General features: G+C 67.9%; 24 protein-coding genes. 9 read left to right on the top strand and 15 right to left on the bottom strand.

Features of this window, described 5'->3' with window-relative positions; all coding sequences use genetic code 11:
- Positions 1-71 precede the first annotated feature (71 nt).
- From AC5JJ2_RS17285 to AC5JJ2_RS17265, 5 genes are all read left to right on the top strand, one after another.
- A complete protein-coding gene (locus tag AC5JJ2_RS17285; protein WP_495859266.1) occupies positions 72-1,517 on the top strand; it encodes a protein kinase domain-containing protein in 1,446 nt (481 codons plus the stop codon).
- A gap of 155 nt (positions 1,518-1,672) precedes the next feature.
- Positions 1,673-2,719, top strand: a complete 1,047-nt coding sequence (locus AC5JJ2_RS17280) for a tyrosine-protein phosphatase (RefSeq protein ID WP_495859265.1) — start codon at positions 1,673-1,675, stop codon at positions 2,717-2,719.
- A 149-nt stretch (positions 2,720-2,868) separates the two neighbouring features.
- Positions 2,869-3,840, top strand: coding sequence for a glycosyltransferase family 2 protein (locus tag AC5JJ2_RS17275; RefSeq protein WP_495859264.1), 972 nt, complete (start codon positions 2,869-2,871; stop codon positions 3,838-3,840).
- 31 nt (positions 3,841-3,871) lie between these two features.
- Positions 3,872-4,072, top strand: a complete 201-nt coding sequence (locus AC5JJ2_RS17270) for a hypothetical protein (protein ID WP_495859263.1) — start codon at positions 3,872-3,874, stop codon at positions 4,070-4,072.
- Positions 4,072-4,392 (top strand): hypothetical protein, encoded by a 321-nt coding sequence (locus AC5JJ2_RS17265; protein ID WP_495859262.1) that lies wholly within the window; start codon positions 4,072-4,074, stop codon positions 4,390-4,392. Before AC5JJ2_RS17270 ends, AC5JJ2_RS17265 begins: the two co-directional genes overlap by 1 nt.
- A 1-nt stretch (position 4,393) precedes the next feature.
- On the opposite strand, the gene AC5JJ2_RS17260 is transcribed toward AC5JJ2_RS17265, so the two are convergent.
- From AC5JJ2_RS17260 to ilvD, 7 genes are all read right to left on the bottom strand, one after another.
- On the bottom strand, positions 4,394-5,311 hold the full coding sequence (locus tag AC5JJ2_RS17260; protein WP_495859261.1) for a UbiA family prenyltransferase: 918 nt from the start codon (positions 5,309-5,311) through the stop codon (positions 4,394-4,396).
- 140 nt (positions 5,312-5,451) lie between these two features.
- On the bottom strand, positions 5,452-6,822 hold the full coding sequence (locus AC5JJ2_RS17255) for a DUF58 domain-containing protein (RefSeq protein ID WP_495859260.1): 1,371 nt from the start codon (positions 6,820-6,822) through the stop codon (positions 5,452-5,454).
- 416 nt (positions 6,823-7,238) lie between these two features.
- A complete protein-coding gene (locus tag AC5JJ2_RS17250) occupies positions 7,239-7,508 on the bottom strand; it encodes a hypothetical protein (protein ID WP_495859259.1) in 270 nt (89 codons plus the stop codon).
- Positions 7,509-7,624: 116 nt separating this feature from the next.
- Complete coding sequence (locus tag AC5JJ2_RS17245; RefSeq protein WP_495859258.1) at positions 7,625-8,608, bottom strand: AAA family ATPase; 984 nt, start codon at positions 8,606-8,608, stop codon at positions 7,625-7,627.
- Positions 8,609-8,718: 110 nt separating this feature from the next.
- Positions 8,719-9,702: a UDP-glucose 4-epimerase GalE gene (galE, locus tag AC5JJ2_RS17240; RefSeq protein ID WP_495859257.1), complete on the bottom strand. Its 984-nt coding sequence runs from the start codon at positions 9,700-9,702 to the stop codon at positions 8,719-8,721.
- A gap of 79 nt (positions 9,703-9,781) precedes the next feature.
- Entirely contained in the window at positions 9,782-10,798 is a 1,017-nt protein-coding gene (locus AC5JJ2_RS17235; RefSeq protein ID WP_495859256.1) for an N-acetylmuramoyl-L-alanine amidase family protein, read from the bottom strand.
- A gap of 116 nt (positions 10,799-10,914) precedes the next feature.
- Entirely contained in the window at positions 10,915-12,600 is a 1,686-nt protein-coding gene (gene ilvD / locus AC5JJ2_RS17230; protein ID WP_495859255.1) for a dihydroxy-acid dehydratase, read from the bottom strand.
- Between the two features lie 256 nt (positions 12,601-12,856).
- Here ilvD and AC5JJ2_RS17225 point away from each other — a divergent pair, with 256 nt between their 5' ends.
- Complete coding sequence (locus AC5JJ2_RS17225) at positions 12,857-13,048, top strand: Flp family type IVb pilin (RefSeq protein ID WP_495859254.1); 192 nt, start codon at positions 12,857-12,859, stop codon at positions 13,046-13,048.
- A gap of 136 nt (positions 13,049-13,184) precedes the next feature.
- The gene (locus AC5JJ2_RS17220) at positions 13,185-13,370 is read left to right on the top strand and encodes a Flp family type IVb pilin (RefSeq protein ID WP_495859253.1); all 186 of its coding nucleotides are present in this window, start codon (positions 13,185-13,187) and stop codon (positions 13,368-13,370) included.
- Between the two features lie 39 nt (positions 13,371-13,409).
- Here the strand turns inward: AC5JJ2_RS17220 and AC5JJ2_RS17215 are convergent, their stop codons facing one another.
- The 7 genes from AC5JJ2_RS17215 to AC5JJ2_RS17185 form a co-directional block, all read right to left on the bottom strand.
- Positions 13,410-14,180 carry an enoyl-CoA hydratase/isomerase family protein gene (locus tag AC5JJ2_RS17215; protein ID WP_495859252.1) on the bottom strand — a complete coding sequence of 257 codons (771 nt, stop codon included), beginning with the start codon at positions 14,178-14,180 and terminating at the stop codon, positions 13,410-13,412.
- Between the two features lie 113 nt (positions 14,181-14,293).
- Entirely contained in the window at positions 14,294-14,635 is a 342-nt protein-coding gene (locus tag AC5JJ2_RS17210; protein WP_495859251.1) for an AtuA-related protein, read from the bottom strand.
- Positions 14,632-15,606, bottom strand: a complete 975-nt coding sequence (locus AC5JJ2_RS17205) for a serine/threonine-protein kinase (RefSeq protein ID WP_495859250.1) — start codon at positions 15,604-15,606, stop codon at positions 14,632-14,634. Before AC5JJ2_RS17205 ends, AC5JJ2_RS17210 begins: the two co-directional genes overlap by 4 nt.
- A gap of 173 nt (positions 15,607-15,779) precedes the next feature.
- Positions 15,780-16,028, bottom strand: coding sequence for a hypothetical protein (locus AC5JJ2_RS17200; protein WP_495859249.1), 249 nt, complete (start codon positions 16,026-16,028; stop codon positions 15,780-15,782).
- A 101-nt stretch (positions 16,029-16,129) separates the two neighbouring features.
- The gene (locus AC5JJ2_RS17195; RefSeq protein WP_495859248.1) at positions 16,130-16,672 is read right to left on the bottom strand and encodes a hypothetical protein; all 543 of its coding nucleotides are present in this window, start codon (positions 16,670-16,672) and stop codon (positions 16,130-16,132) included.
- Positions 16,673-16,840: 168 nt separating this feature from the next.
- Positions 16,841-18,430, bottom strand: a complete 1,590-nt coding sequence (locus AC5JJ2_RS17190) for a redoxin family protein (RefSeq protein WP_495859247.1) — start codon at positions 18,428-18,430, stop codon at positions 16,841-16,843.
- Between the two features lie 220 nt (positions 18,431-18,650).
- On the bottom strand, positions 18,651-19,244 hold the full coding sequence (locus AC5JJ2_RS17185) for a hypothetical protein (RefSeq protein WP_495859246.1): 594 nt from the start codon (positions 19,242-19,244) through the stop codon (positions 18,651-18,653).
- 264 nt (positions 19,245-19,508) lie between these two features.
- Between AC5JJ2_RS17185 and AC5JJ2_RS17180 the strand changes: the two genes are divergently transcribed.
- On the top strand, positions 19,509-20,435 hold the full coding sequence (locus tag AC5JJ2_RS17180; RefSeq protein ID WP_495859245.1) for a hypothetical protein: 927 nt from the start codon (positions 19,509-19,511) through the stop codon (positions 20,433-20,435).
- Between the two features lie 120 nt (positions 20,436-20,555).
- On the opposite strand, the gene AC5JJ2_RS17175 is transcribed toward AC5JJ2_RS17180, so the two are convergent.
- Positions 20,556-20,996 (bottom strand): NUDIX hydrolase, encoded by a 441-nt coding sequence (locus AC5JJ2_RS17175; protein ID WP_495859244.1) that lies wholly within the window; start codon positions 20,994-20,996, stop codon positions 20,556-20,558.
- A 145-nt stretch (positions 20,997-21,141) separates the two neighbouring features.
- Here AC5JJ2_RS17175 and AC5JJ2_RS17170 point away from each other — a divergent pair, with 145 nt between their 5' ends.
- On the top strand, positions 21,142-22,332 hold the full coding sequence (locus AC5JJ2_RS17170; RefSeq protein WP_495859243.1) for a PP2C family protein-serine/threonine phosphatase: 1,191 nt from the start codon (positions 21,142-21,144) through the stop codon (positions 22,330-22,332).
- The last annotated feature ends 126 nt before the right edge of the window (positions 22,333-22,458 follow it).

Below are 22,458 nucleotides of genomic sequence, written 5' to 3'. Positions count from 1 at the left end.
GTTTGAGCGTGGGTGTGTCGCCAGCCCCGCGCCCGACTCGCCCCGCCCGTACCGCCAGGAGCGAGACAGTGATGTCGCTCCCCGACCCGCCCGAGCCGGACAACGATCCCAACAAGACGCTCGACCTGGGCGTGCCGGGCACGCCCGCGGACGACAACGGCGACATCCACGGCATCGACGAGCTGCTCGCCAAGCTCGACGCGACCCCGTCCCGGTTCGAGATCGGCGACGAGGTCGCCCGCGGCGGCATGGGCGAGGTCCACTCCTGCTGCGACGTTCACCTGAACCGCGAAGTCGTCGCGAAAGTCCTCCACCGCAAGTACCTCGGCCGGCCGGACGTGGTCACCCGGTTCCGGGAAGAGATTCGCATCACCAGCCAGCTCGAGCACCCCGGCGTCGTGCCGCTGTACGAGGCCGGCGTGCTGCCGGACGGCCGGCCGTTCTTCGTCATGCAGCGCATCTGGGGCCTCACCCTGCGGTCGATGCTCGACGAGCGGCCGAACGCTCAGGACAGCCGGGCGCGGTTGCTCAAGGTATTCGAGCAGGTCTGCCTGACGATCGCCTACGCCCACGCCCAGCGGGTCATCCACCGCGACCTGACGCCGTCGAACGTCATGGTCGGGCTGTTCGGCCAGGTCAAGGTCATGGACTGGGGGCTGGCGAAGTCGCTGGACGAGGCGAACCGCCCGCCGTGCGCGCGGCCGCGGGACGCGGCCCCGAGCGAGCCGACGGAGGACGACCTCGACCTCGTCACGAAGATCGGCAGCGTGATGGGGACGCCGGCGTACATGCCGCCGGAGCAGGCGGCCGGCGACGTGGACAAGCTCGACGAGCGGTGCGACGTGTTCGGCCTCGGCGCGATCCTGTGCGAAATCCTGACCGGCCGCCCGCCGTACATCGACAAGAAGAAGAAGGGCCTGCTCAAGCAGGCGATCAAGGCCGACCTGACGGAAGCCTACGCCCGGCTGGACGTGTGCCACGCGGACCGCGACCTGATCGCGCTGGCGAAGGCGTGCCTGGCCCGCGACCCGGACCTGCGGCCGCGGGACGCCGGGGTCGTGGTCGAGCGGCTGACGAACTACTTCGACACGGTACTGCGGCAGGCCGAGTGGGACCTGGTGCGGTTCTTCGACCTCAGCCTCGACCTGTTCTGCATCGCCGGGTTCGACGGGTTCTTCCGCCGGATCAACGAGAACTTCTCCCGCGTCCTCGGGTACACGACGGCCGAGCTGCTGGCCAAGCCGTTCCTGTCCTACGTCCACCCGGACGACCAGCAGCGGACGATGGGCGTGACGGCGCAGCTCCATCAGGGGCTGCCGCTCGTGCGGTTCCGCAACCGCTACCGCGACAGCCGCGGGGCGTACCGGTGGTTCGAGTGGACGGCGAAGGCGATCCCGAAGGACGACGTGATCTTCGCCGTGGCCCGCGAGGTGACCGAGCAGGTGGCGATGGAGGACCGGCTGAAGGAACTGGAGGGGAAGACGCCGGGGGAGCCGGACACGGTCGTCCAGCCGTAAGGCCAGAGTAGTAGGCACACTCCGTGTGCCGTCTCCTGTCGGCCGCGGCGGCTCGGGCGAACGCCCCGCGGCAGTAAGGAAACGGCACACGGAGTGTGCCTACTACTATCCAGATGCCCTTCCCACGTCCGCCGGATTTTGGCACACTCCGGCCCATGCTCCGCGACCTCATCCGCTGTCGGCTTTTGAAGCCGGTCCTCCGCCGCCCGTCGTGGCGGACGGTCGGCCGTCTCGCCGTCGCCGGCATCCTCTTCCTGCTGCTGCTCGAAGCCCTCCGCGTCCTGGCGTGGACGAACACGCACGAGATCATCCCCGGCAAGGTCTACCGCACGGCCCAGCTCAGCGGCGACGGGCTGAAGGCGTACATCGCGGACAAGGGAATTAAAACGGTCATCAACCTCCGCGGGTTCTGCCCCGGCGACCACGCACCGTGGTACCGCGAGGAAATCCGGGCCACGTTCGCCCTCGGCGTCAGCCAGGAAGACATCACCTTTAGCGCGAACCGCCTCCCGCCGCCGACCGAGTTGAAGCGACTGATCGAAGTCCTGGACCGGACCGAGTACCCGATCGCGTTCCACTGCAAGCGCGGCGCGGACCGCACCGGCATGACGGCCGCCATCGTGATGCTGCTCCACACGGACGCATCGCTCGACCGCGCCCGCCGGCAGTTGTGGCCCCGCTACGGGCACTTCCGGTTCGGCCGCACGGCCGCGATGGACGAGTTCTTCGACCGCTACGAGGCGTGGCTCGCCGGCCGCGACCACGCGCCGGCGCTGTTCCGCGACTGGGCGGCGAACCACTACTCGCCCGGCCCGGCGAGCGGCACGCTCGTCGCGGCGCACGGCAACGGCCCGTTCCCGGTGACGGTTGGCAAGTGGGCGGCGATCAAAGTAACCGCGACGAACACGGCCGCCGAGCCGTGGGAGATGCGGCCGGGCAACTACGCCGGCGTCCACGTCCAGTTCACCGTGCAGGAGGCGGATGGCGATACGGTCTACTCCGGGCAGGCCGGGTTGTTCCGCCGGACCGTGCCGCCGGGCGAGGCGGTCGAGTTGACGCTCGCCGTGCCGCCGCTGCCGCCGGGCAAGTACCTGCTGCGGGCCGACCTGATGAACGCGACCGAGGCCGGCGTGCCGATCCGCCAGACCGGGTTCTACCAGTTCGGCGCGGACCCGCTCTTGGTGAACATGGAAGTGAAGTGAAGACCTGACTTCCGAAGTCCGGCTTCGACTTCGGAAGTCGAGGCCGCCCGGGGGCGATCGCGCGACCCGCCATAGTCTCGGCCCCGTTCGACTTCCGAAGTCGAAGCCGGACTTCGGAAGTCGGGCCGCACGCGAGAACGGATTCCCTCATGCACCTGCTCTCCGTCGTCATCCCGCTCAAGGACGAGCGCGACAACGTCCGCCCGCTGACGGACAAGCTCCGCGACGCCCTCCGCGGCGTCCCGCGGTGGGAAGTCGTCTTCGTGGACGACGGCAGCACCGACGGCACGTTCCCCGCCCTCGCCGAGCTCGCGGCCGTCGATCCGCGGATCAAGATCGTCCGCCTCCGCAAGAACTTCGGCCAGGCCGCGGCGACGCAGGCCGGGTTCGACGCCGCGGCCGGCGACGTGATCGTGACGATGGACGGCGACGTGCAGAACGACCCGGCCGACATCCCGATGATGCTCGCGAAGCTGGAGGAAGGGTACGACGCCGTCCTCGGCCTCCGCGAGCGGCGGCGGGACAAGTTCCTGCTCCGCAAGCTGCCGAGCTGGTGCGCGAACTGGCTGATCCGCAAGGTCCTCGGCGTGCCGTTCAAGGACTTCGGCTGCGCCCTCCGCGTCGTCCGCCGCGAGTTCGTGGACGGCCTGCACCTCTACGGCGAGATGCACCGGTTCATCACCGCGCTGTTGATCCAGCAGGGGGCGAAGGTCGCCCAAGTGCCGGTCCGCCACCACCCACGGACGGCCGGGAAGTCGAAATACAACCTGACCCGCACCGTCCGCGTGCTGCTCGACCTGATGACGGTGAAGTTCCTGGCGAGCTACCAGACCCGGCCGATGCACCTGTTCGGCGGCATCGGGTTCGTCTTCCTGCTGCTGGGTCTCGTGAGTTTGGCCGCGTCGGTGGTGATGAAGTACACGACCGGCCCCGGCATGACGGCGAACCCGCTGTTCCTGATCGGCGTGATGGCGGAGTTGATGGGCGTGCAGTTCCTGAGCCTCGGGCTGCTCGGCGAGGTGACGGCCCGCACGTACTTCGAGAGCCAGGGGAAGCCGCCCTACGTGGTGCGCGACCGGCGGAACCTCGGCGAAGCCGACGAGTTGCGGACGGCGGCGTGACCGGGGTATGATGATGCCAGGAGGGTCAGCCATGACTAACGAGAACGAACCCCGCGACTACACGCCGGAAGAACTCCAAAAGATTTATGCGAAGTTCAAGAAGGCGTTCACCGTGGAAGACCTGATCGGCTACATCGAGAACGACGGCGAAAAGTATCCCATCGAGCAAGTGATTGCCGAGGCGGAAGAGATCGTTCGCAACCGGCGGGCGTCCGAAGCCGAGGGGGCGTGATGGCAACCGGTAACGGGACGCCCAAGCCGGCCTACCGTGTGGCTTTGCTCGCAGACGCCCGCCAACAGTTCATGGCGTTGCTCAATACGGCCCGCACGACCGCCGAGGGGGACGCGCTGGTCGCGGCGTTGAAGCGGGTCGAGAAAATACTTGGGTCGCGACCCGCGGACGCCGGGGAACCGATGTACCACTTGCGAGCCGCTCGACTTCAGATTCGACAGGTCACCGTCGCCCCGCTCCACGTCGAGTACGGGTTACACGAGGAACAGCCCGTCGTCATCATCCGCCGGATCGCCGGTTTGAACGAGCCGTTGGACTGAATCACGTCGAGTACACCCGCTTCCCCAGCCACCGCGCCGGCAGGAACAGCAGCAGGATCAGCAGCCCCCACCCGCCGACGAACGCCGTCGCCAGCACCGCGTCCAGCACGACCAGCCCCAGGATCGACCGTTTCACGGCCGCCTGCACTTCCTTCGGCCCCGGCCGCTGAATCGCCGGGACCACCTTCGCCGCGACGAAGAACCCGAACGCCGCCACCAGGTACGGGAAGTAGATCGGCGTCGTGCCCGGCGGCCGGTGCGCCGGCACGGTGACGGCCAGCCCCAGCGCCGCGAGCATCACCACGGCCGCGAGGACGAGCTGCCGGCGGTTCGACTCGCCCTCTTCCGTGCGGGCGAACCACGTCACGCCGACGATGTACACGCCGGTCACCGTGGCGAGGTGGACCGACAGCGGCGACACGTCCACGTCGCCGACGCTCAGGCCGAGCTGCACGTTCAGGAACCGGCACGCCCCCATCGCCACCGGGCCGAGCGGCGTGTGCTTCAGGATCGAATCGTAAGCCAGGATCATCCCGGCCAGCACGAGCGCCACGAGGCCGGGCGGGTAGGCGTGGACCTTCCACTGCTCGCTCTTGTACGGCTGGAACGCGCTGTGCGCGAACAGGACGCCGACAACGAGCAGGACCAGCCCGAGGCTGAGGGCGGTGCGGGCCGGGATGCGGCCGGACGGGATCGGGCGGAACGGCCGCGTCTTGGCGTCGTCGTGCCGGTCGAAGTAGTCGTTCAGCACCATGCCGCCGAGGTACAGGCAGCCGGACGAGACGAGCAGCGCGGCGAGCGTGAGCGGGTGTTCCGCCGCGTAACCGGCGGCGCAAGCGGCCAGGAGGATGTCCGCGAACGCGGTGAACACGTTCGGCAGCCGCATCAGTTGGGCGTAGGCCAGCAGCTTCCCGTTCACCCGGTCACTCCTCAAACTGACTTCCGAAGTCCGGCTTCGACTTCGGAAGTCGATCCCGCGCGGAAGCATTCACGGCCACGGCACTCGCCCCTCCGCCCCTTCGACTTCCGAAGTCGAAGCCGGGCTTCGGAAGTCGGGGCCTACGCCAGCTCCACGCTCACGCCGTACTCCGCCGGCGTCGGCACGGCGTTGCGGTCGCCGAGGGCCATCACGTCCTGCTCCGCGTTCACGTACCGCACGTCGCGGATGCCTTCGGCGATCAGCCGGCCGGCCGCCACCGCCCGCGTGTCCGACCCGTCGTCCGCGAGGCCGATCAGCACCGCCGACACCGCGAACCCCTGCCGCCGCAACTGGCCGAGCGCCACCGACGTTTCCACCGGCACGCGGGGCAGGATCGCGATCACCGTCGCGTCCCGCGGGATCCGCTGGGCCATCTCGATCGCGAACCCGGCGAACGGCGTCCCGTCCGTCAGCTCCAGCCGGGCCAGCGTCTCGCGGATCTTCTGGAACTGGTCGTACCCCCGTCGCGTCTCGACGATGACCGGCCGCAGGCGGTCGTTCCGCTCCTTCTGCTCGAACTGGGCGCGGGCCTCGTACCGGTTGGCGAACCCCTCGTCGTCCGGCGGCGGGGCGGCGTGTTCCGTCAGCGCCTCCTCGCGGATGCGGTCCGTCGCGTCGCGGCCGTTGCTCGCCACGCCGATCTGCTGGTTGAGCAGCGTCACCGCGTTCGCGATGCTCACGGCCGTGGTGATCGCCAGCTCGCTGCGGACCGGTTCGCCGCGCTTGAAGTACCCGTCCTGGTGGAAGTCGATGAGGATCGTCGCCCCGGCCAGCGAGGTCGGCTCGTAGACGCGGCTGTGCAGCTGCCCGGTCCGGGCCGTCGCCCGCCAGTGGACCCGCTGGAGCGGGTCGCCGATCTGGTACGGCCGCACCCCGGCCGTGCGGGTCGGGTCCTCGAACAGCATGTTCGCCAGCCGGATCTCGCCGATCGGCCGGGTGGACGAGAAGTCGAACTTCGTGATCGGCAGCACCTTCGGGTAGACGAGGACGAACGCCGGGTCGGTCAGCACCCGGTGGCGGCGGTGCAGGCCGAACACGTCGCCGGTCTCGACGAACAGCGGGCCGACCTGGTAGTACCCGCGCATGTTGAACGTGAGCTTGTACGAGACGGCGGCGTCCTCGCGGATGAACAGCACGCGGAGCCGCCCGCCCTTGACGGTGACCCGCCGTTGGAGGATGGCGGCCTCCGGGATCATGTCCTCAGCGAGCATCCACGCGATGAGGACGGGGCCGGTGTTGCGGACGACGACCTCGACCTCGGCCGCGTCGCCGATCTCGCGGGGCTTGGCGTCGATGGTGCGGTCGGCCTCGACGTGGGTGATCCACGCCCGCGCGAGGTAGCGGCTGAGGAGGAAGACGCCGAGGAGGACGTACCCGGCGAACGCGACGAGTCCCGCCTGCAGCGCGAGCGCGAGGCCGAGCAGGGCGGAGATGCCGAGGAACCAGCGCATGAGGTGCAGTGTACGGAAGTAAGAGTGACGCCCTGCCGGTCTGCTAGATAGTCACGGAGCAACGTCATGAGGGCCCGTAGCCTCCGCTGCACCCGGTTTAGTCGCGCGGAACTGCTTCCAACTCCGTCGCACGCTGATTGCTACCAGAACAAGTAGAAAAAGACCGACAGCCAGAGCCCCGATTCCTGGTGCAAGTTCGCCGGCCGTAGGTTCGTTCCGAGGCGCATCGTCCACTGCCATCTTGATGAGAAAAATCCCGACCGTGGAGATAAACAGACCCGCACCCGCGACTGGCACGAAACCCAACAACTGTTGCAAAAATATGAGCATGATTTACCTGACAACGTATGTTCATCCGGAACAGATCGCCGCGTCACTCGCCCCGACAATTGGGAAACTGCCCATGATGTTCCTCGTCACCCCGCCTTCGCCGTCCGGAACGTCGCCAGGAACTCGTCGAAGGGTATGTCGTCGATGATGCCCTGCCACGTCAGGTGGTGGTGGGCCGAGAGCATCTCCATGTTCAAGATCGGATCGGTCGGCTTCCGGTCCTGGTACGACAACCAACAACCCGACTCTGCGTGCCGACAGATGACGCCGTAATCGTACCGCTCGTTCGTCGTAAACCCGAGCGACCGCAGGTAGTCCAGGAATTCCGCGAACGTCGGAAAGGGGAATTTTGTCATGACTCACCCGGATCGGGAACAACAGTTATGATACCCGGCGAGCCGAACGCCGTCAGGCGTCGGATAATGCTCCCTCACCCGGCGGCTTACGCCGCTCGGCTCGCCACGAGTTGCATTCACCCGAAGTAATTCCGGCCCGCCGGCACGTCGCGGTCGCGGTCGAACGTCGGGACGCGGGCGTCGGCCACGATCTCCGTCACCACCGCGGCCGGCGTCTTCTTCCGCAAGCGGCTCTCCGGCCGCAGGATCAGCCGATGGCCCAGCACCGGCTGCGCCATCCGCTTCACGTCGTCCGGGATCGCGAAGTCGCGGCCCTGGATCGCCGCCAACGCCTGCGCGCACCGGAACAGCGCGATCGACGCCCGCGGGCTGCCGCCCAGCAGCACGTCCTCGCTCTCCCGGCTGCCGTGGACGATCTCCAGGATGTACTTCGTCAGCTTCGCGTCTACGTGGACTTCGCGAACGACCTCTTGGCAGGCGACCCATTGCTCGGCCGTCACCACCGGCTGCAGGTCGTCGATCGGGTGTTTCCGCTGGAGCAGGGTCAGCATCTTCGCCTCCTCCTCGAAGCTCGGGTAGCCCAGCGACAGGCGGACGAGGAAGCGGTCGAGCTGCGCCTCCGGCAGCGGGAACGTCCCCTCCTGATCGACCGGGTTCTGCGTCGCCACGACCAGGAACGGCGGCTTCAGCACGTAGGTCTGCCCGTCCACGCTGACCCGCCGCTCGGCCATCGCCTCCAGGAGTGCGGCCTGCGTCCGCGGCGTGGCGCGGTTGATTTCGTCGGCGAGGAGCGTCTGCGCGAAGACGGGGCCGGCGCGGAACTCGAACTCCTGCGTCTTCTGGTTGAAGACGCTCACGCCGGTCACGTCCGTCGGCAGCAGGTCGGGCGTGCATTGCAGCCGCTTGAAGCTGGCGCTGACGCTACGGGCCAGGGCGCGGGCAAACATCGTCTTCGCGACGCCAGGCACGTCCTCGAGGAGGATGTGCCCTTCGCACAGGTACGCGGCCAGGGCGAGGGCCAGTTGCGGCCGCTTGCCGATGATCACCTTCTCCATGTTCGCGACGACCTTCGCCGCCGTTGCGGATACGTCGATGGGCATGGGGGACTCGTGAGGGACGTGGATTGGGAATATTTCATTTCGCATTTTTGCATTGGTCCGAACATGACCGAACCAATGCAAAAATGCGAAATGAAAAATGCAAAATGGAATCAGTTCCCGTAGCCCTTCGGGTGGGCCTTGTGCCAGTTCCAGGCCGACTCGATGATCGGCCGCAGCTGCGTGTACTTCGGCGACCACCCCAGGTCGCGGCGAATCTTGTCGCCGCCCGCCACGAGCGCCGGCGGGTCGCCGGGGCGGCGGGGGCCTTCCTTCACCGCGATCTTCTTGCCGGTAACTTCCTCGGCCGTGCGGATCACCTCCCGCACGCTGTACCCGGTCCCGATGCCGACGTTGTAGAAGCGTCCCTCGTTCGGCTTGATCGCCTCCAGCGCGAGCAGGTGCGCTTCGGCCAGGTCCTCGACGTGGATGTAATCGCGGATGCACGTCCCGTCCGGCGTCGGGTAGTCGGTGCCGAATATCTCGATGTGCGGCCGCTGGCCGAGCGCGACCTGCAGCACGAGCGGGATGAGGTGCGTCTCCGGCGTGTGGTCCTCGCCGATGCTGCCGTCCGCCGCCGCCCCGGACGCGTTGAAGTACCGCAGGGCCGTGAACCCGAGCGGGTACGCGGCCGCGTAGTCGGCCAGCATCTTCTCGAAGCAGAGCTTCGTGTTGCCGTAGGGGTTGATCGGCGATTGCTTCTCGCCCTCCGTTATGGGCACGGCGTCGGGCACGCCGTAGGTGGCGCACGTGCTGGAGAAGACGAACCGCGGGATGCCGAGCCGCCGGACGCGCTCGAGCAGGTTCAGGCTGTTGAGCAGGTTGTTCTGGTAGTACTTCGCCGGGTTCGTGACCGACTCGCCGACGTAAGCGGACGCCGCGAAGTGGATGACGGCTTCGATCTGGTTGACGACCATCACCTGGTCGAGATGATCGACATCCTTGAGGTCGCCGACGGTGAGGACTTCCGGCGGGACGGCCCCGCGGTGGCCGAACGACAGGTTGTCGAACACGGTGACGGCGTGCCCGCGGGCGAGCAGCAGCTTGACCGTGTGCGACCCGATGTACCCCGCCCCGCCGGTGACCAGAATCCGCATGACGACTTCCGCTCCTGAACGATGACCTTCGTTCAGGAAGAGTATCAATCGCCGGGGACAATTGAAGGCGACGGCCGGGTCACTTCTTAGCCGGCGGCAGGCGGACCTCGTTCTTGATCGCGTACAGCTTCATCGCGACGAGGACGTTGACGAACTCGTCGTGCGGCTTGCGGTCCGTCACCGCGCCGGTCAAGCGGATGAGCTTGCCATCGAACTCGGCCTTCAGGCCCGTCGCGGCGTCCTTCTCGAACGCGGCGAGGTAGTCGCCGACCTTCGCCGCGTCGTACTTCCCGTCCGGCGCGATCGCGGCCAGCCGCTTCTTCATCCGCTCCTGGTACGACTTGTTGAGCGCGATGGCGGTGATCTCTTTCGGGTCGCGGGGCTTCGCCGTCCGCTCCTTCGCCAGCTTCTCCCGCAGCGCGACGAGCGCCGGTTTGTGCGCCGCCCAGTACGCAATTGCCCCCTTCGCGATGGCCGCGGCCTCGACCTTCGGGTAGTCCGGGCCGGACGAGAGCTTGTCGAACTCCTTGTTCGTCATGAACCCGGATTCGGAAATCGTGCCGGGGATCGGCGTCTCGCGGAGGATGTGGTAGCTGCCCTTGATGAGCTTGAGCTTCGGCCCCGGCACGGCCCGCTCGAGGGCGTCGTTCACCTCGCGGGCGACGGCCTCGTACAGCGTGTCGTTCTCCGCGTTGTGCTTGTACAGGGCGGTGTGCCCGCTGGCGGTTCCGGCCCCGGCGTTGTGGTGGACGGACAGGAAGAAGTGGCAGTTGTGGTGCTCGAAGAAGTCGATGCGGGCGTGCAGCTCGTCGCTGTTGCTCGACCCCTCCGGGCTGAGCCGGTGGTCCGCCACGCGGGTCATGTGGACCTCCGCGCCCTTCTCCTTGAGGATTTTCTCCAGCGCGAACGCGACCTTGAGATTGAGTTCGCTCTCGGTCTGCTTCGACTCGACGCCGCGGGTTCCGCCGGTGTAGCTCTTGGAGTACGCCTGCCCGCCGTGCCCGGCGTCCACGACGATGACCGCGCCCGCCAGTGGCTCGTCGGCGCGTACCGGAAGGGTGAAGACGAACAGCGCGAGCCACAAGAATCGCACCATCGGAAGGCTCCCAGAGTCGCAACACATTCTTGTGGAACCCGGAGCGGAAGCGATGGGGTGTTGCGCAACACCCCATCGCTTCCGCTCCGGGTTCCACAAATGCAATACCCCCACGCTCACCCCGTCACGGCCCCTTCGCTAGCCGAATGCACGAGTTTCGCGTACTTCGCCAACACGCCGCGCTCGACGCGGACGGCCGGCTTCTGCCACACCGCCTTTCGCTTCGCCAACTCGTCGTCGCTCACGTTCACCTGGAGCAGCTTCTTGTCGCCGTCGATGGTGATGCTGTCGCCGTCCTTGAGCAGGCCGATCGCGCCGCCGACCCACGCCTCCGGGGCGACGTGGCCGACCACCAGGCCGTGCGTGCCGCCGCTGAACCGGCCGTCCGTGATGAGGCCGACCGACGCCCCCAACCCCTGGCCCATCAGCGCGCCGGTGATGCTCAGCATCTCCCGCATGCCGGGGCCGCCGACCGGACCCTCACCGCGGATCACCACCACGTCGCCGGCCACGATCTTCCGCGCCTGGATCGCCTGGAAGCACGCCTCCTCGCCGTCGAACACCTTCGCCGGGCCGGTGATGTGCCGGACCTTCAAGCCGGACAGCTTCGCCACGCACCCCTCCGGCGAGAGGTTGCCCTTCAGGATGACGATGTGCCCCTTGTCGTACTTCGGCTGGTCGAGCGGCATCATCACCTTCCGCCGCGGGTTGGCGTACACGCTCTGCACGTCCGCCAGGTTCTCGGCCAGCGTCTTGCCCGTGACGGTGATGCAGTCGCCGTGCAGCATCCCGGCGTCCAGGAGGGCCTTCAGTACGGCCGGCGTGCCGCCCTCGCGGAACAGGTCGTACATCACGTACTTGCCGCTCGGCTTCAGGTCCGCCAGGTGCGGGACCTTCATGCCGAGGCGGTCGAAGTCTTCCAGCGTCCACTGCACCTGGGCTTCCCGCGCGATGGCCATGAGGTGCAGCACCGCGTTCGTGCTGCCGCCGAGGGCGAGGACGAGCGTGTATGCGTTCTCCAGGCTCTTGCGGGTGATGATGTCCCGCGGCCGGATGTTGTCCCGCACGCAGCCGACGAGCGCCTTCCCGGCGAGGTAGGTTTCGCGCTCCTTCGCGGCGGAGATGGCCGGGTAGCTTGCGTCCGACGGCAGCGACATCCCCATCGCCTCGATGGCGGACGACATCGTGTTCGCCGTGTACATCCCGCCGCACGACCCCGCGCCGGGGCAGCTCTCGCACTCGATCTTGTGCAGCTTCTTCTCGTCGATGGTCCCGGCCTGGAACTTCCCGACGGCCTCGAAGATGGAGACGATGTCCACGTCCTCGCCGTCCGGCCCGATGCCGGGGAGGATGCTGCCGCCGTACACGAACACACTGGGGACGTTCAGCCGGGCCATGGCCATGACGCAGCCGGGCATGTTCTTGTCGCACCCGCCGACGGCGAGCAGCCCGTCGTGGTTCATCGCCCCGGCAACGGTTTCGATCGAATCGGCGATAACCTCTCGGGAGACCAGCGAGTACCGCATCCCCATGTGGCCCATGCTGATGCCGTCCGACACGGTCGGCGCGCCGAAGATTTGCGGGACGCCGCCGGCCGAGCGGATGCCCTCGACGGCCTTCCGCGCCAACCGGTCGAGGTGCGCGTTGCAGGGCGTAATGTCGCTGTAAAGGGAGGCTACGCCGACCATCGGCTTGTCAAAATCTTCGTCCTGGAACCCAACCCCGCGGAGCATGGCCCGGTTCGGCGAGCGGCTCGGGCCGCCGGTCGTCGTCAAACTCTTGCGATTCGTCACATCTGCCATAACTGCACCTGAAGAGGGGTTTCCCGCCTAGGAAACGTGGGCAAAACGCACGGCTTGTCGGGAGTGTGTTCTAGGGACTCTGTGTAGTTCTCAGACGCTCGGGAAGCGTTTTTCCGAAAAAGCGGGTTCTCCGGTTTGCATCGGTCGTGTGCGTGGGCTAGGTACTTGGTGTCAACGGCAGCACGGGTTCAAACGTCAGGTCGGATGCACCCGACCGCCCGGCCGTCCCGAGAACATCATTCGTACGGAGTGTCCCATGAACAAGATCACGCGCAAGGTTGTGGAGTTCCTGAAGAAGGAAGACGGCCCGACGGCTGTTGAGTACGCCGTGATGCTGGCCCTGATCATCGTGGTCTGCATCGCCGCCATCACCGCCCTGGGTAGCACGGCGAGCCAAACGTTCAGCTACGTGGACGGCCAAATCGCGGCCGGCAACGGCGCGAGCTAAGCTCGTTCGACCCGAACCGGGTTACCGACGGGGGGGTGGCGGATCGCCACGCCCCCGTTCCCGTTTTTCGGCGACCGGCGAGGGGCGGGGCGGGCGGCACGGGCCGCGGTCGCCGACCTACCCCTCGAGGTCGAAGATGAACACGTTGCTCCGCCCCCTGGTCCGCTTCCTGAAGAAGGAGGACGGGCCGACCGCCGTGGAATACGCGGTCATGCTCGCGCTAATCATCGTCGTCTGCCTGGTCGCGATCACCGCCCTCGGCACGCAGACCAGCCAGACGTTCGGCACCGTCTCGGACCGGCTCAAGACCGCGACGACCTGACCGCAACCCCGACCCCGGCGAGAGCCGGGGTCGTGTCTTTCACGCCCACGGCGCGGGCCGCTTCTCGAAGAACGCCGCCAGCCCGGCCCGGCACTCGTTTCCCAGCCGCGGCTCGGCGCTCGCCCTCGCCAACTCCGCCACGCCGGGCGACTGCCGCGAGCACTTCCGCAACAGCTCCTTCGTCGTCGCGAGGGCCGCCGGGCCGCCCTCGTGCAACTGCCGACACCACTGGAGCGCGACGGTCAACAACTGGTCGGCGCTCGCGATCGAGTTCAGCAGCCCGAGTTTCATCGCGTCGATGCTGTCGAGCAGCTCGCCGGTGAGGAGCAGCCAGCGGGCCGTCCGCTCGCCGACGTGCCGCAAGAGGTGCGGCATGACCATCGCCGCGACGAGGCCCCGCCGCACCTCCGGGTAGCCGACCTTCGCGCCGGGGACGGCGACGGCCAGGTCGCACACCGTCATCAGCCCGGCCCCGCCGGCGACGGCCGCGCCGTTCACCGCCGCCACCGTCGGCTTCGGCGACGAGTAGATGCGGTCGTAGAGCGCCGACAGCTCGTGCGCGTCGGCCCAGATGACTTCGGCGGAGTCCGTGAGCGTGCCGCGAAGTTCGTCGAGGTCCATGCCGGCGCAGAACGCCGGGCCGGTGCCGGTGAGGACAACGCTGCGGACGGCCGGGTTCGCCTCGGCGGCCGCGAACGACGCGGCGAGGTCGGCGACGAGCTGCCGCGACAAGGCGTTCCGCTTGTCCGGCCGGTTGAGCGTGAGGACGGCGACGCGGTCTTGCACGGTGGAGAGGACGAGGGAAGACATGGGAATCCCTCCGACATAGTAGTAGGCACACTCCGTGTGCCGTCTCCTCGGCGGGTCGGCGAGTTCGACCGAGTCGCTGCGACCGACAGCAAACGGCACACGGAGTGTGCCTACTACTTTATCCGCCGCATCCCCGCCACGTCCGCCGGTTCGTCGATCTCCAGCATCAGCAATCGCACGGCGAGCGTCTTCCCCTGCGTGTCCGTCCGCAGGCTGCGGCTCGCGCCGCCGGCCAGCACGTCGTACAGCACGAAGTTCACCGCGTTCACGTTCGCCGCCTCGAACCGCTCCACCCGGCTCGGCCCGAGGTGTTGGAAGTAATCTCGCACCACGTCGGCCGTGAGGTGTTGTTTCAACCACGCGAACCCGGCCGGGGTGTACGCGATCACGGCGACGTTCGCGTGGTTCCCCTTGTCCCCGCTGCGGCCGTGGGCGATCGTCGAGAGCGGGATCACGGCGTCTCCTCCGACGTGGGGAAGCTCAGCTTCTCGGCGGCGAGGCCGGTCCAGTCGAGTTCCTCCAGGAACTCGGCGGCCGACGCGTACCGGTGGTCCGGGACCTTCGCGAGTAGCTTCGAGAGAATCTTATCCACCGCCGCCGGGACCTTCTTGTTCGCCACGCTCGCCGTCGGGTAGACGCCCTTCTCCTTCGCCCGGATGAGGCCGATCATGTCCGCGGCGTCGAACGGCGGCTTCCCGGTCAGGCAGTGGTAGAACACGCACCCGAGCGAGTAGAGGTCGCACCGGGCGTCCACGTGCTTGGCGTCCCGGACCTGCTCCGGGGCGGCGTACCGCGGCGTGCCGATGCCGACGCCGGTGTTCGTCAGCCCGACCTCCGTGTCGTCGGTCGCCTTCGCCAGCCCGAGGTCGGCCAGCTTCACCACGCCGTCCCTCGTCAGCAGCAGGTTGTCCGGCTTCACGTCCCGGTGGACGAAGTTCTGCTCGTGGGCGCACCGCAGCGCGAGGCCGCACTGGTGCGCGACGAGCGCCGCCTCGCCGACGGAAAACCGCCGCAGCTTGGTTAACCACGAGCCGATGCTCCCGCCGTCCACCAGTTCCATCGCGAGGTAGACGTACCCGTGGTCCTCGCCGGCCGCGAGCGAGCGGACGACGTTGGGGTGTTGCAACTTCGCCATCGCGCGGACTTCACGGTGGAACCGCTCGACGAACCCCGGCCGTTGGGCGACGTGTTTCGACAGGACCTTGACCGCGACGAGCCGCTTGCGGCTCTGCTGGATCGCCTTGTAGACGGTCCCCATGCCGCCCTCGCCGAGCTTGCCGACGAGCTTGAAATCGCCGAGCGCCGTGAGCGGGGCCTTCTTCGCGGCCGCGGGCGCGGGGGTGGCGGGTTCGACGAACTCTTGCGTGCGGTCGAGGTCCGCCGGCGGGACGAACAGCAGCGACGGGTCCGGCGGCGGTGGGGACATGCGAGAATCTCGGTGGGCGATTCTCCCGGCAGTCTACCCCATAGGACGGTTCGACCGGGCGGAAAGTTCACCGCCCGACGGCGGCCGGCATGCGCCACCGACGGGTTTTCAGCCGTAAGGCGGCGGGAGATGGTTGCCAGGGGTTTACACCCCTGGAAAACGGGGGGCGGGGTTCACGGGCCGGCGAACACGTTCAGCACGATGTCCAGGACGAACCACGCGACCCCGAGGAGGACCGCGACGGCGACGATGACGAGGACGTAGAGGTTTTCCGCGACCTCGGACTTCTCCGGCTTCGCCCGCGTGCTGGAATCCGGGACGACGGTTTCCGCGTCGCATTTCCGACACCGAAGCAGTTCCCCGGCGTACCGCGAACTCGCCTGCCGGTCCGCCCCGCACTCGTCGCAGGTGAAGTAGATCACGGGTTCCCCCCTCGCCGGGATGAGCGTACCCGGCCCGCGGGCGGGAAGCAACCGTCTCCCGGGAAATCGACGCGAGAAACACCGCCCGTCGGCTGGCCGCTCTACTCGGGGAAGATGCCGGCGACCGGGATGCCCCGCTTCTGCGCGACGGCGAGGACCTTCGCCGCCGCCCCGTTCTTCATCAGGTCGCCGAGCGGGACCTTCTGCACGCCGCCGGACTTGAGCTGGAAGTTGAGGTAGTAGCTCGTCGTCGTCCGCCCCCGCCGGCCGGCCTTCTCCTCCGCCGTCCCGACGATCGCGACCACGTCGTCGAACCGGACGGTGTGCTTCGTGGGTGTGAAGATGATCCCGGTGTGGAGGTCGAGGTGGTCGTCGTCCACGACCGCCCGGTCCATGAACATGCCGGTCCCGAAGATCAGGCCGAACACGCCCGCCAGCGCGAACACCCACCCGCCGCCCTTCCGCCGCTTGATCATGAGCACGCCGGCGATGAGGCCGAGGAGGGCGACGACGGTGATGAGGGTGGGTATCCACCACTCGAACTTGAACGTCGAACCGGTCCCGGTCGGGGTCTCGGATACGCACCCGCAGAGGGCGAGACAGGGAGCGGCGGCCGCGAACGCGGCGGGGCGGGGGAGGGGCATGGGGACGACTCCGGTAGGGATGGACCAGGGCCGGAGTTTACCGGACGGCCGCGGGGAATGCCAGCTTGGTTTCCCCCGCCGGGTGAGTGGGAAGTACCGCGAGAACGCGAAGAAGCCCGCGACCCCACCTGGGAGTCGCGGGCTTCCACCGCCCCGGACGGCGGTGCCTCACTTGTCGCTCGGCTTGCCTTCCGGGTCGTTGAGGATGCGCTGCAGGAACTGGCGGTAGTTCGCGGCCGCTTGCGGCGGCGCGTTCTCGATCGCCTTCTGGGCGTAGTCGCGGGCCGTCCCCTTTTCCCCGGCGGCGTAGTACGCCTGGGCCAGGTTGACCATGACCCCGGCCTTCACCTGCTCGCTGCCGGCCGCTTCGAGGGCCTTCTTCGCGTAGTCGTCGCCGGCCTTCTTCTCGCTCGCGACGAGGTAGATGCGGGCGAGCGCCGAGTAGACGCCGGCCTTCGTCTGCGGGGTCGCCGCGTCGATCGCCTTCTTCGCCCACTCCTCGCCGGCCGGCTTGTCCCCGGCGGTGACGAAGTACCCGGCCACGCTCGTCATCATCCCGCCCTTCTGGGCGGCCGGGGCGGCCTCGATGGCCTTCTCGGCCAGCTCGACGCCGCTCGCCTTGTCGCCGGCGGCGATCGCCGCGCCGGCGAGGTTCATGCCCACGCTCGGCCGCACCCGCTCCTCGGCGGCGGCGACGGCCTTCGCCGCGTACTCCTTGCCCTTCGCCGCGTTCCCGGCCGCGAAGTTCGCCCCCGCGACGCCCATGAGCGCCCGCAGGTCGCCGTCGCCGGCCAGCTTCAGCGCCTCCTCGGCCGCCTTGACGCCCAGGTCCAGCAGGTCCTTCTGCCCCTTCGCCTCCGGCCCGCGGACGGCCGACGCGACCGTGCCCAGCAGCGCGTCGTCCCCCTCCTTGATCCCGCGGCTGACGTAGTTCCGGGCGGCGATCTTCGCGTCGTCGTACTTCTTCGCCTTCAGCATCGCGGTCAGCCGCGGGCCGACGAAGTACGGGATCTTGTTCAGCGTCGGGTACTTCTTCTCGAACGCCGCCAGCGTCTTCAGCGCCTCCTCGGCGTTCGGCTTGTTGAGCGCCGCGAACACGCCGTTCACGTCCTGCTCGACGGCGTCCAGCGCCTTCGCGTCGGCGTCGTACTTCCACGCCCCGTCCACGACCTTCGGCAGCACGATGTCCAGGTACATCGGGTGGCCGATGTACGCGACGTTGCCGGTCCGGTCCACGACGAAGCAGCACGGGATGCCGCCCTGCCCGGCGGCGGTCATCCACGCCTCGTACACGTCCGGCTCGGCGTCGTAGGCGAACGTGTACCCGAGCTTCGGGCCCCGCTTCTTGACGAACGCGGTGACCTTCTCCTCGGAGTTGTTCGGGTCCTTCTTCGTGTACCCGATGAACGTGACGCCCTTGTCCTTGAACTCGGCCTGCATCTCGGCCATGTGCGGCATCATGACGATGCACGGCCCGCACCACGTCGCCCAGAACTCGACGACGTAAATCTTCCCGCTCGCGAACGCCTTGACTTCCTCGCCCTGCAGCCACTTGTCGGCGGTGAGCGTCGGGGCCTTGTCGCCGACCTTCAGCGTCGGCTCCTTCTTCTCCCGCTTCCGCTGGGTGGCCTGCTCTTCCTTCTTCTCGTCGGCCTTCTTGGTCTCGGCCGGCTTCTTCTCTTGGTCGGGCTTCTTATCGTCCGCGACGACGGCGACCGCGGCCCCGGCGACGGCCAGGGCGGCCAGGAACTTCCGCATGATGAACTCCTTCGGGATGAACGGAGAGAGCGGGGTGGGGATGGTGGACGATTCTAGCCGAGGGGCAGGCGAGTACCAGGGGAAAATATCACCGGATTGCTAAAGATGAGGGCCGGGGTCACTCCTTGAGGTGCGGCCCATCGCCGCGGCACGGGCGAACGGCACGGCGTAAGCGTGCCGGTGCTGCACACCACCGGCACGCTTACGCCGTGCCGTTCGCCTATTCCTTCCCCAGCACGAGGTCCACGACCCAGCACCCGCGGACGTGCGGCCCTGGTCCGCGGCAGTGGCCGAGGACATCCGCGTCCTCGCACCCGGCGTCCTGCAGCGCGTCCGCGAGGATCGGCAGCCGGTCGAACGCGCGGTCGGCGTAGATGCCGGTCGCGAGGGCAACGGCGGTGGAGCTGCGCCACGCGGGATCGAACGCGACCGGTCGGAACGGGTTGCCGAAGATGTCGCGGAGAATTTGGGTCTGTGCCCGCTTCTCGACCTTCTCCTGGGCCGAGTGAGCGTTTTGCCATCGAGGGTCGTCATCGCTCGGTAGCCCCGAACACGCCAAGTACGAATTCGACGAAGCGTAGTACGCCGCTTTCTGAGCCATGTCCCACGTCACGACGCCCGCGAGTGCGAGGGATTCATGCAACGGCGTGAGGAGCGCCCGCTCGGCCCCCCGCGACGCGCGCCACCGTTCCTCCAACATGTTCGACTGATGGCGAACCGCCTCCGACGCACGGATGAATTCTTCGGGCGTCTCATCACCGTCGGCGTACCGTTCTGCCACCGCGACCACTCGGTCGGCCAGAGCGTTCGGCATCCGATCGCGAACGCGGTGATAGCACGCACACGCGAACAACCGGAGTTTGCGTTCACTGCCGCGTGAGTCCGGGAAGGCTTCGACATCTTGAACCCGAGGTGCCTCGCAGCCGATCAAGTAGCGAATCATCGACTGGGGGTCGTGAGGCACTTTCCACTCCGCTTCCGTCATCGCCTCGCCCTCCCCGGTCCCGCCATCGTACCGCTCCGCGTCGCGGCCAAACATACAATCCCTTCCTCACCCCCTTTACCCGGAGGCCCTCCCGTGCAAGTCGTCGAATACCGCGGCTGGAAGAACAACCTGCTCCTCGCCAACGGGCACGTCGAACTCGTCGTCACCCTCGACGTCGGGCCGCGGGTCATCGCCTACCGCCTGCCCGGCGGGTTCAACGTCATGAAGAACTACGACGACATGATGGGCAAGGCGAACGAACCCGAGTGGCAGATCCGCGGCGGCCACCGGTTCTGGCTCGCCCCGGAAGACCTCACGCGGACGTACTTCGCCGACAACCGCCCGGTGAAGTGGGAGCAGACCGGCCCGTTCGCCGCGAAGTTCACGCCGCCGCCGGAGGCGGAGTACGGCGTGCAGAAGACGATGGAACTGAAGCTCGGGCCGACCGGCACGAAGGTCGAGGTGACGCTGACCGTCACGAACGTCGGGAAGGAACCGACCGACCTCGCGCCGTGGGGGCCGACGGTGATGGCCCCCGGCGGCGTCGAGGTGATCCCGCTGCCGCCGAAGGCCCCGCACCCCGGCCACCCGCGGAACGCCAAGTCGCCGGCCGACTACGGCCCGAACCAGGAACTCATCCTGTGGCCGTACTTCGACTTCGCGGACACCCGCTGGACGTTCGGCAAGAAGTACGTCTTCCTGCGGCAGGACGTGAACAAGGGGCCGACGAAGATCGGCCTCGCCCACCGCGAGGGGTGGGTCGGGTACGTGAACAGCGGCGTCCTGTTCGTCAAATACTTCGACTACCGCGAGGGGGCCGTCTACCCGGACCGCGGGACGCGGTACCAGACGTTCAGCTACGAGGAGATGCTGGAGATGGAAACCGTCGGCGAGTTGGTGACGCTGCAACCCGGCGCGTCGGCGTCGCTGGTCGAGAGCTGGGAGCTGTTCGGCAACGTCCCGGACGTGCGGACGGAAGCGGACGTGGACCGGGTCATCCTGCCACTGGTCAAGAAATAAGAATGGCCCGCAGATGACGCAGACTTCGACGCAGATTAAGAGGATCAAAAACCAAAAGTCGATTTGGTCTTATCCGGTTTTCATCTGCGCCGAAGTCTGCGTCATCTGCGGGCCATTGCTTTAGCCCGCGGTCGCCGCGAAGTTCGGCACGAGCAGCGGCGGGCCGAGGACGCCGCCGACGGCGGTGACGGCCCGCAGGATCGCCTTCAGGCCCGGCTCGTTGACGCGGCGGATCGCTTCCTCGACCGTCACCCACTCCCGCGTCCGCTCGCGGCACTCCGGCCACGTCGGGTGGTCCAGAGTCACGTCCAGTACGAACACCGTGACCAGGTGCGACCGGCCGTCCTTCTCGTAGTGGTACGTGCCCACGGAGGTCGGGCGGAGGTCGCCGACGACGCCGGCCTCTTCCCACGCCTCGGTGATCGCGGCTTGCGGCGGCGTGTGGCCGCGGTCGATCCGGCCCTTCGGCACGACCCAGCGGGTGCGGCGGCGGGAGGTCACCATGCAGACGCGGCCGTCGCGGATGGGCAGCGCGGCGGCCTGGAGCAAGTGGTCCGGCATTCGTGCCTTTCAACCGAGGGGCGAGACTACATCTTCTATCAAACGTAGAACACGTGTGGACTTACAACAGGATTCTTCGGATTTAACGGAATCCTCACAAGGCGGGACTCGATCCCTTCGTGTCGGGATTTCCCAGGGAGGCCGGATGCCAGTCGAACTGACCGTGCGGCAGGTGATGCAGCCGGAGCCGATCAGCGTCGCCCCGGACGCCCCGGTCCGGGACGTGCTGCGGCTCATGAACCGCAGCCGGGTCGGGGCCGTCCTCGTCGTCAAGGCCGACGCCAAGCTCGTCGGCATCTTCACCGAACGCGACCTGCTCAAGCGGGTCATCACGGCCATCCCCGGCTGGCGGGAGTACCCGGTGTCCGACTGGATGACGGCCGACCCGTACACGATCGCCCCGGACGTGGGCTGGGACGCGGCCGTCGGCATGATGACGAAGCTCCGGGTCCGCCACCTGCCGGTCATCGAGGACGACAAGCTCGTCGGCCTGATCTCGTCGCGGGCGCTCATGAACCGGCGGACGGAGTTCCTGGACCAGCGGGTCGAGGAACGCACGCGGGAGCTGAAGCAGGTCAACGACGAGCTGATGGCCCGCGACGCGGAGACGGCGTACAACCTGCGGGCCGCCGGGCAGTTCCAGAACCTGCTGCTGTTGCCGCACGCCCCGCCGGACTGGCCGGAACTCGACTGGGGCGTCCACTTCGCCCCGCTCGACCACCTCGGCGGCGACTACTACGACTTCGCCACGCCCGACCCGGACCACCTCGGCATCCTCATCGCGGACGCGAGCGGGCACAGCATCCCGGCCGCGATGGTCGCGATCATGACCCGCATCGCGTTCGCGGACGTGGCGGCGAAGACGGTCAACCCGAGCGAGGTCCTCGGCGCGATGAACCACCGGCTCCAGGCCCTGTCCGGCGAGCGGTTCGTGAGCGCGTTCTACGGCGTGCTGAACCGGAAGACGCGGGTGCTACGGTACTCGTCCGCCGGCCACCCGCCGCCGCTGTTGCTCCGCGGCGACACGAAGGAAGTGAAGCAGTTGTCCGCCCAGGGGTTCCTGCTCGGCGTGATGCCGGACGAGGTGTACTTCGACAAGCAGGTCGAGGTCCGGCCGCGGGACCGCATCTGCTTCTACACGGACGGCGTCACGGAGGCCCGCGACCCGATCGGCGAGCTGTTCGGCACCGACCGGCTGGTCGGCTGCCTGACGAACCACGGGCACGAGAAGTCGTGCCTGGTGCTGGACCACATGCTGGGGTGTCAGAAGACGTTCTGCGACGGCTACCCGTACACGGACGACGTGACGATCCTCACGGTGGGCGTGTGCGAGTGAACTTTCTGCGGAAATCCGCGCGGTGTCGGGATTTTCTGCGAACGTCGTGGCGGGCGAAATCCCCTACGACAGGTCGAGACCGCCACCGCCGCCACCGCCACGGGTGGCCCCCGTGGCGGCGGGACA

Source organism: Limnoglobus sp., from assembly GCF_059499385.1.
Note: the sequence above shows the minus strand (reverse complement) of the source record. Positions and strands in the feature narration are given on the sequence as shown.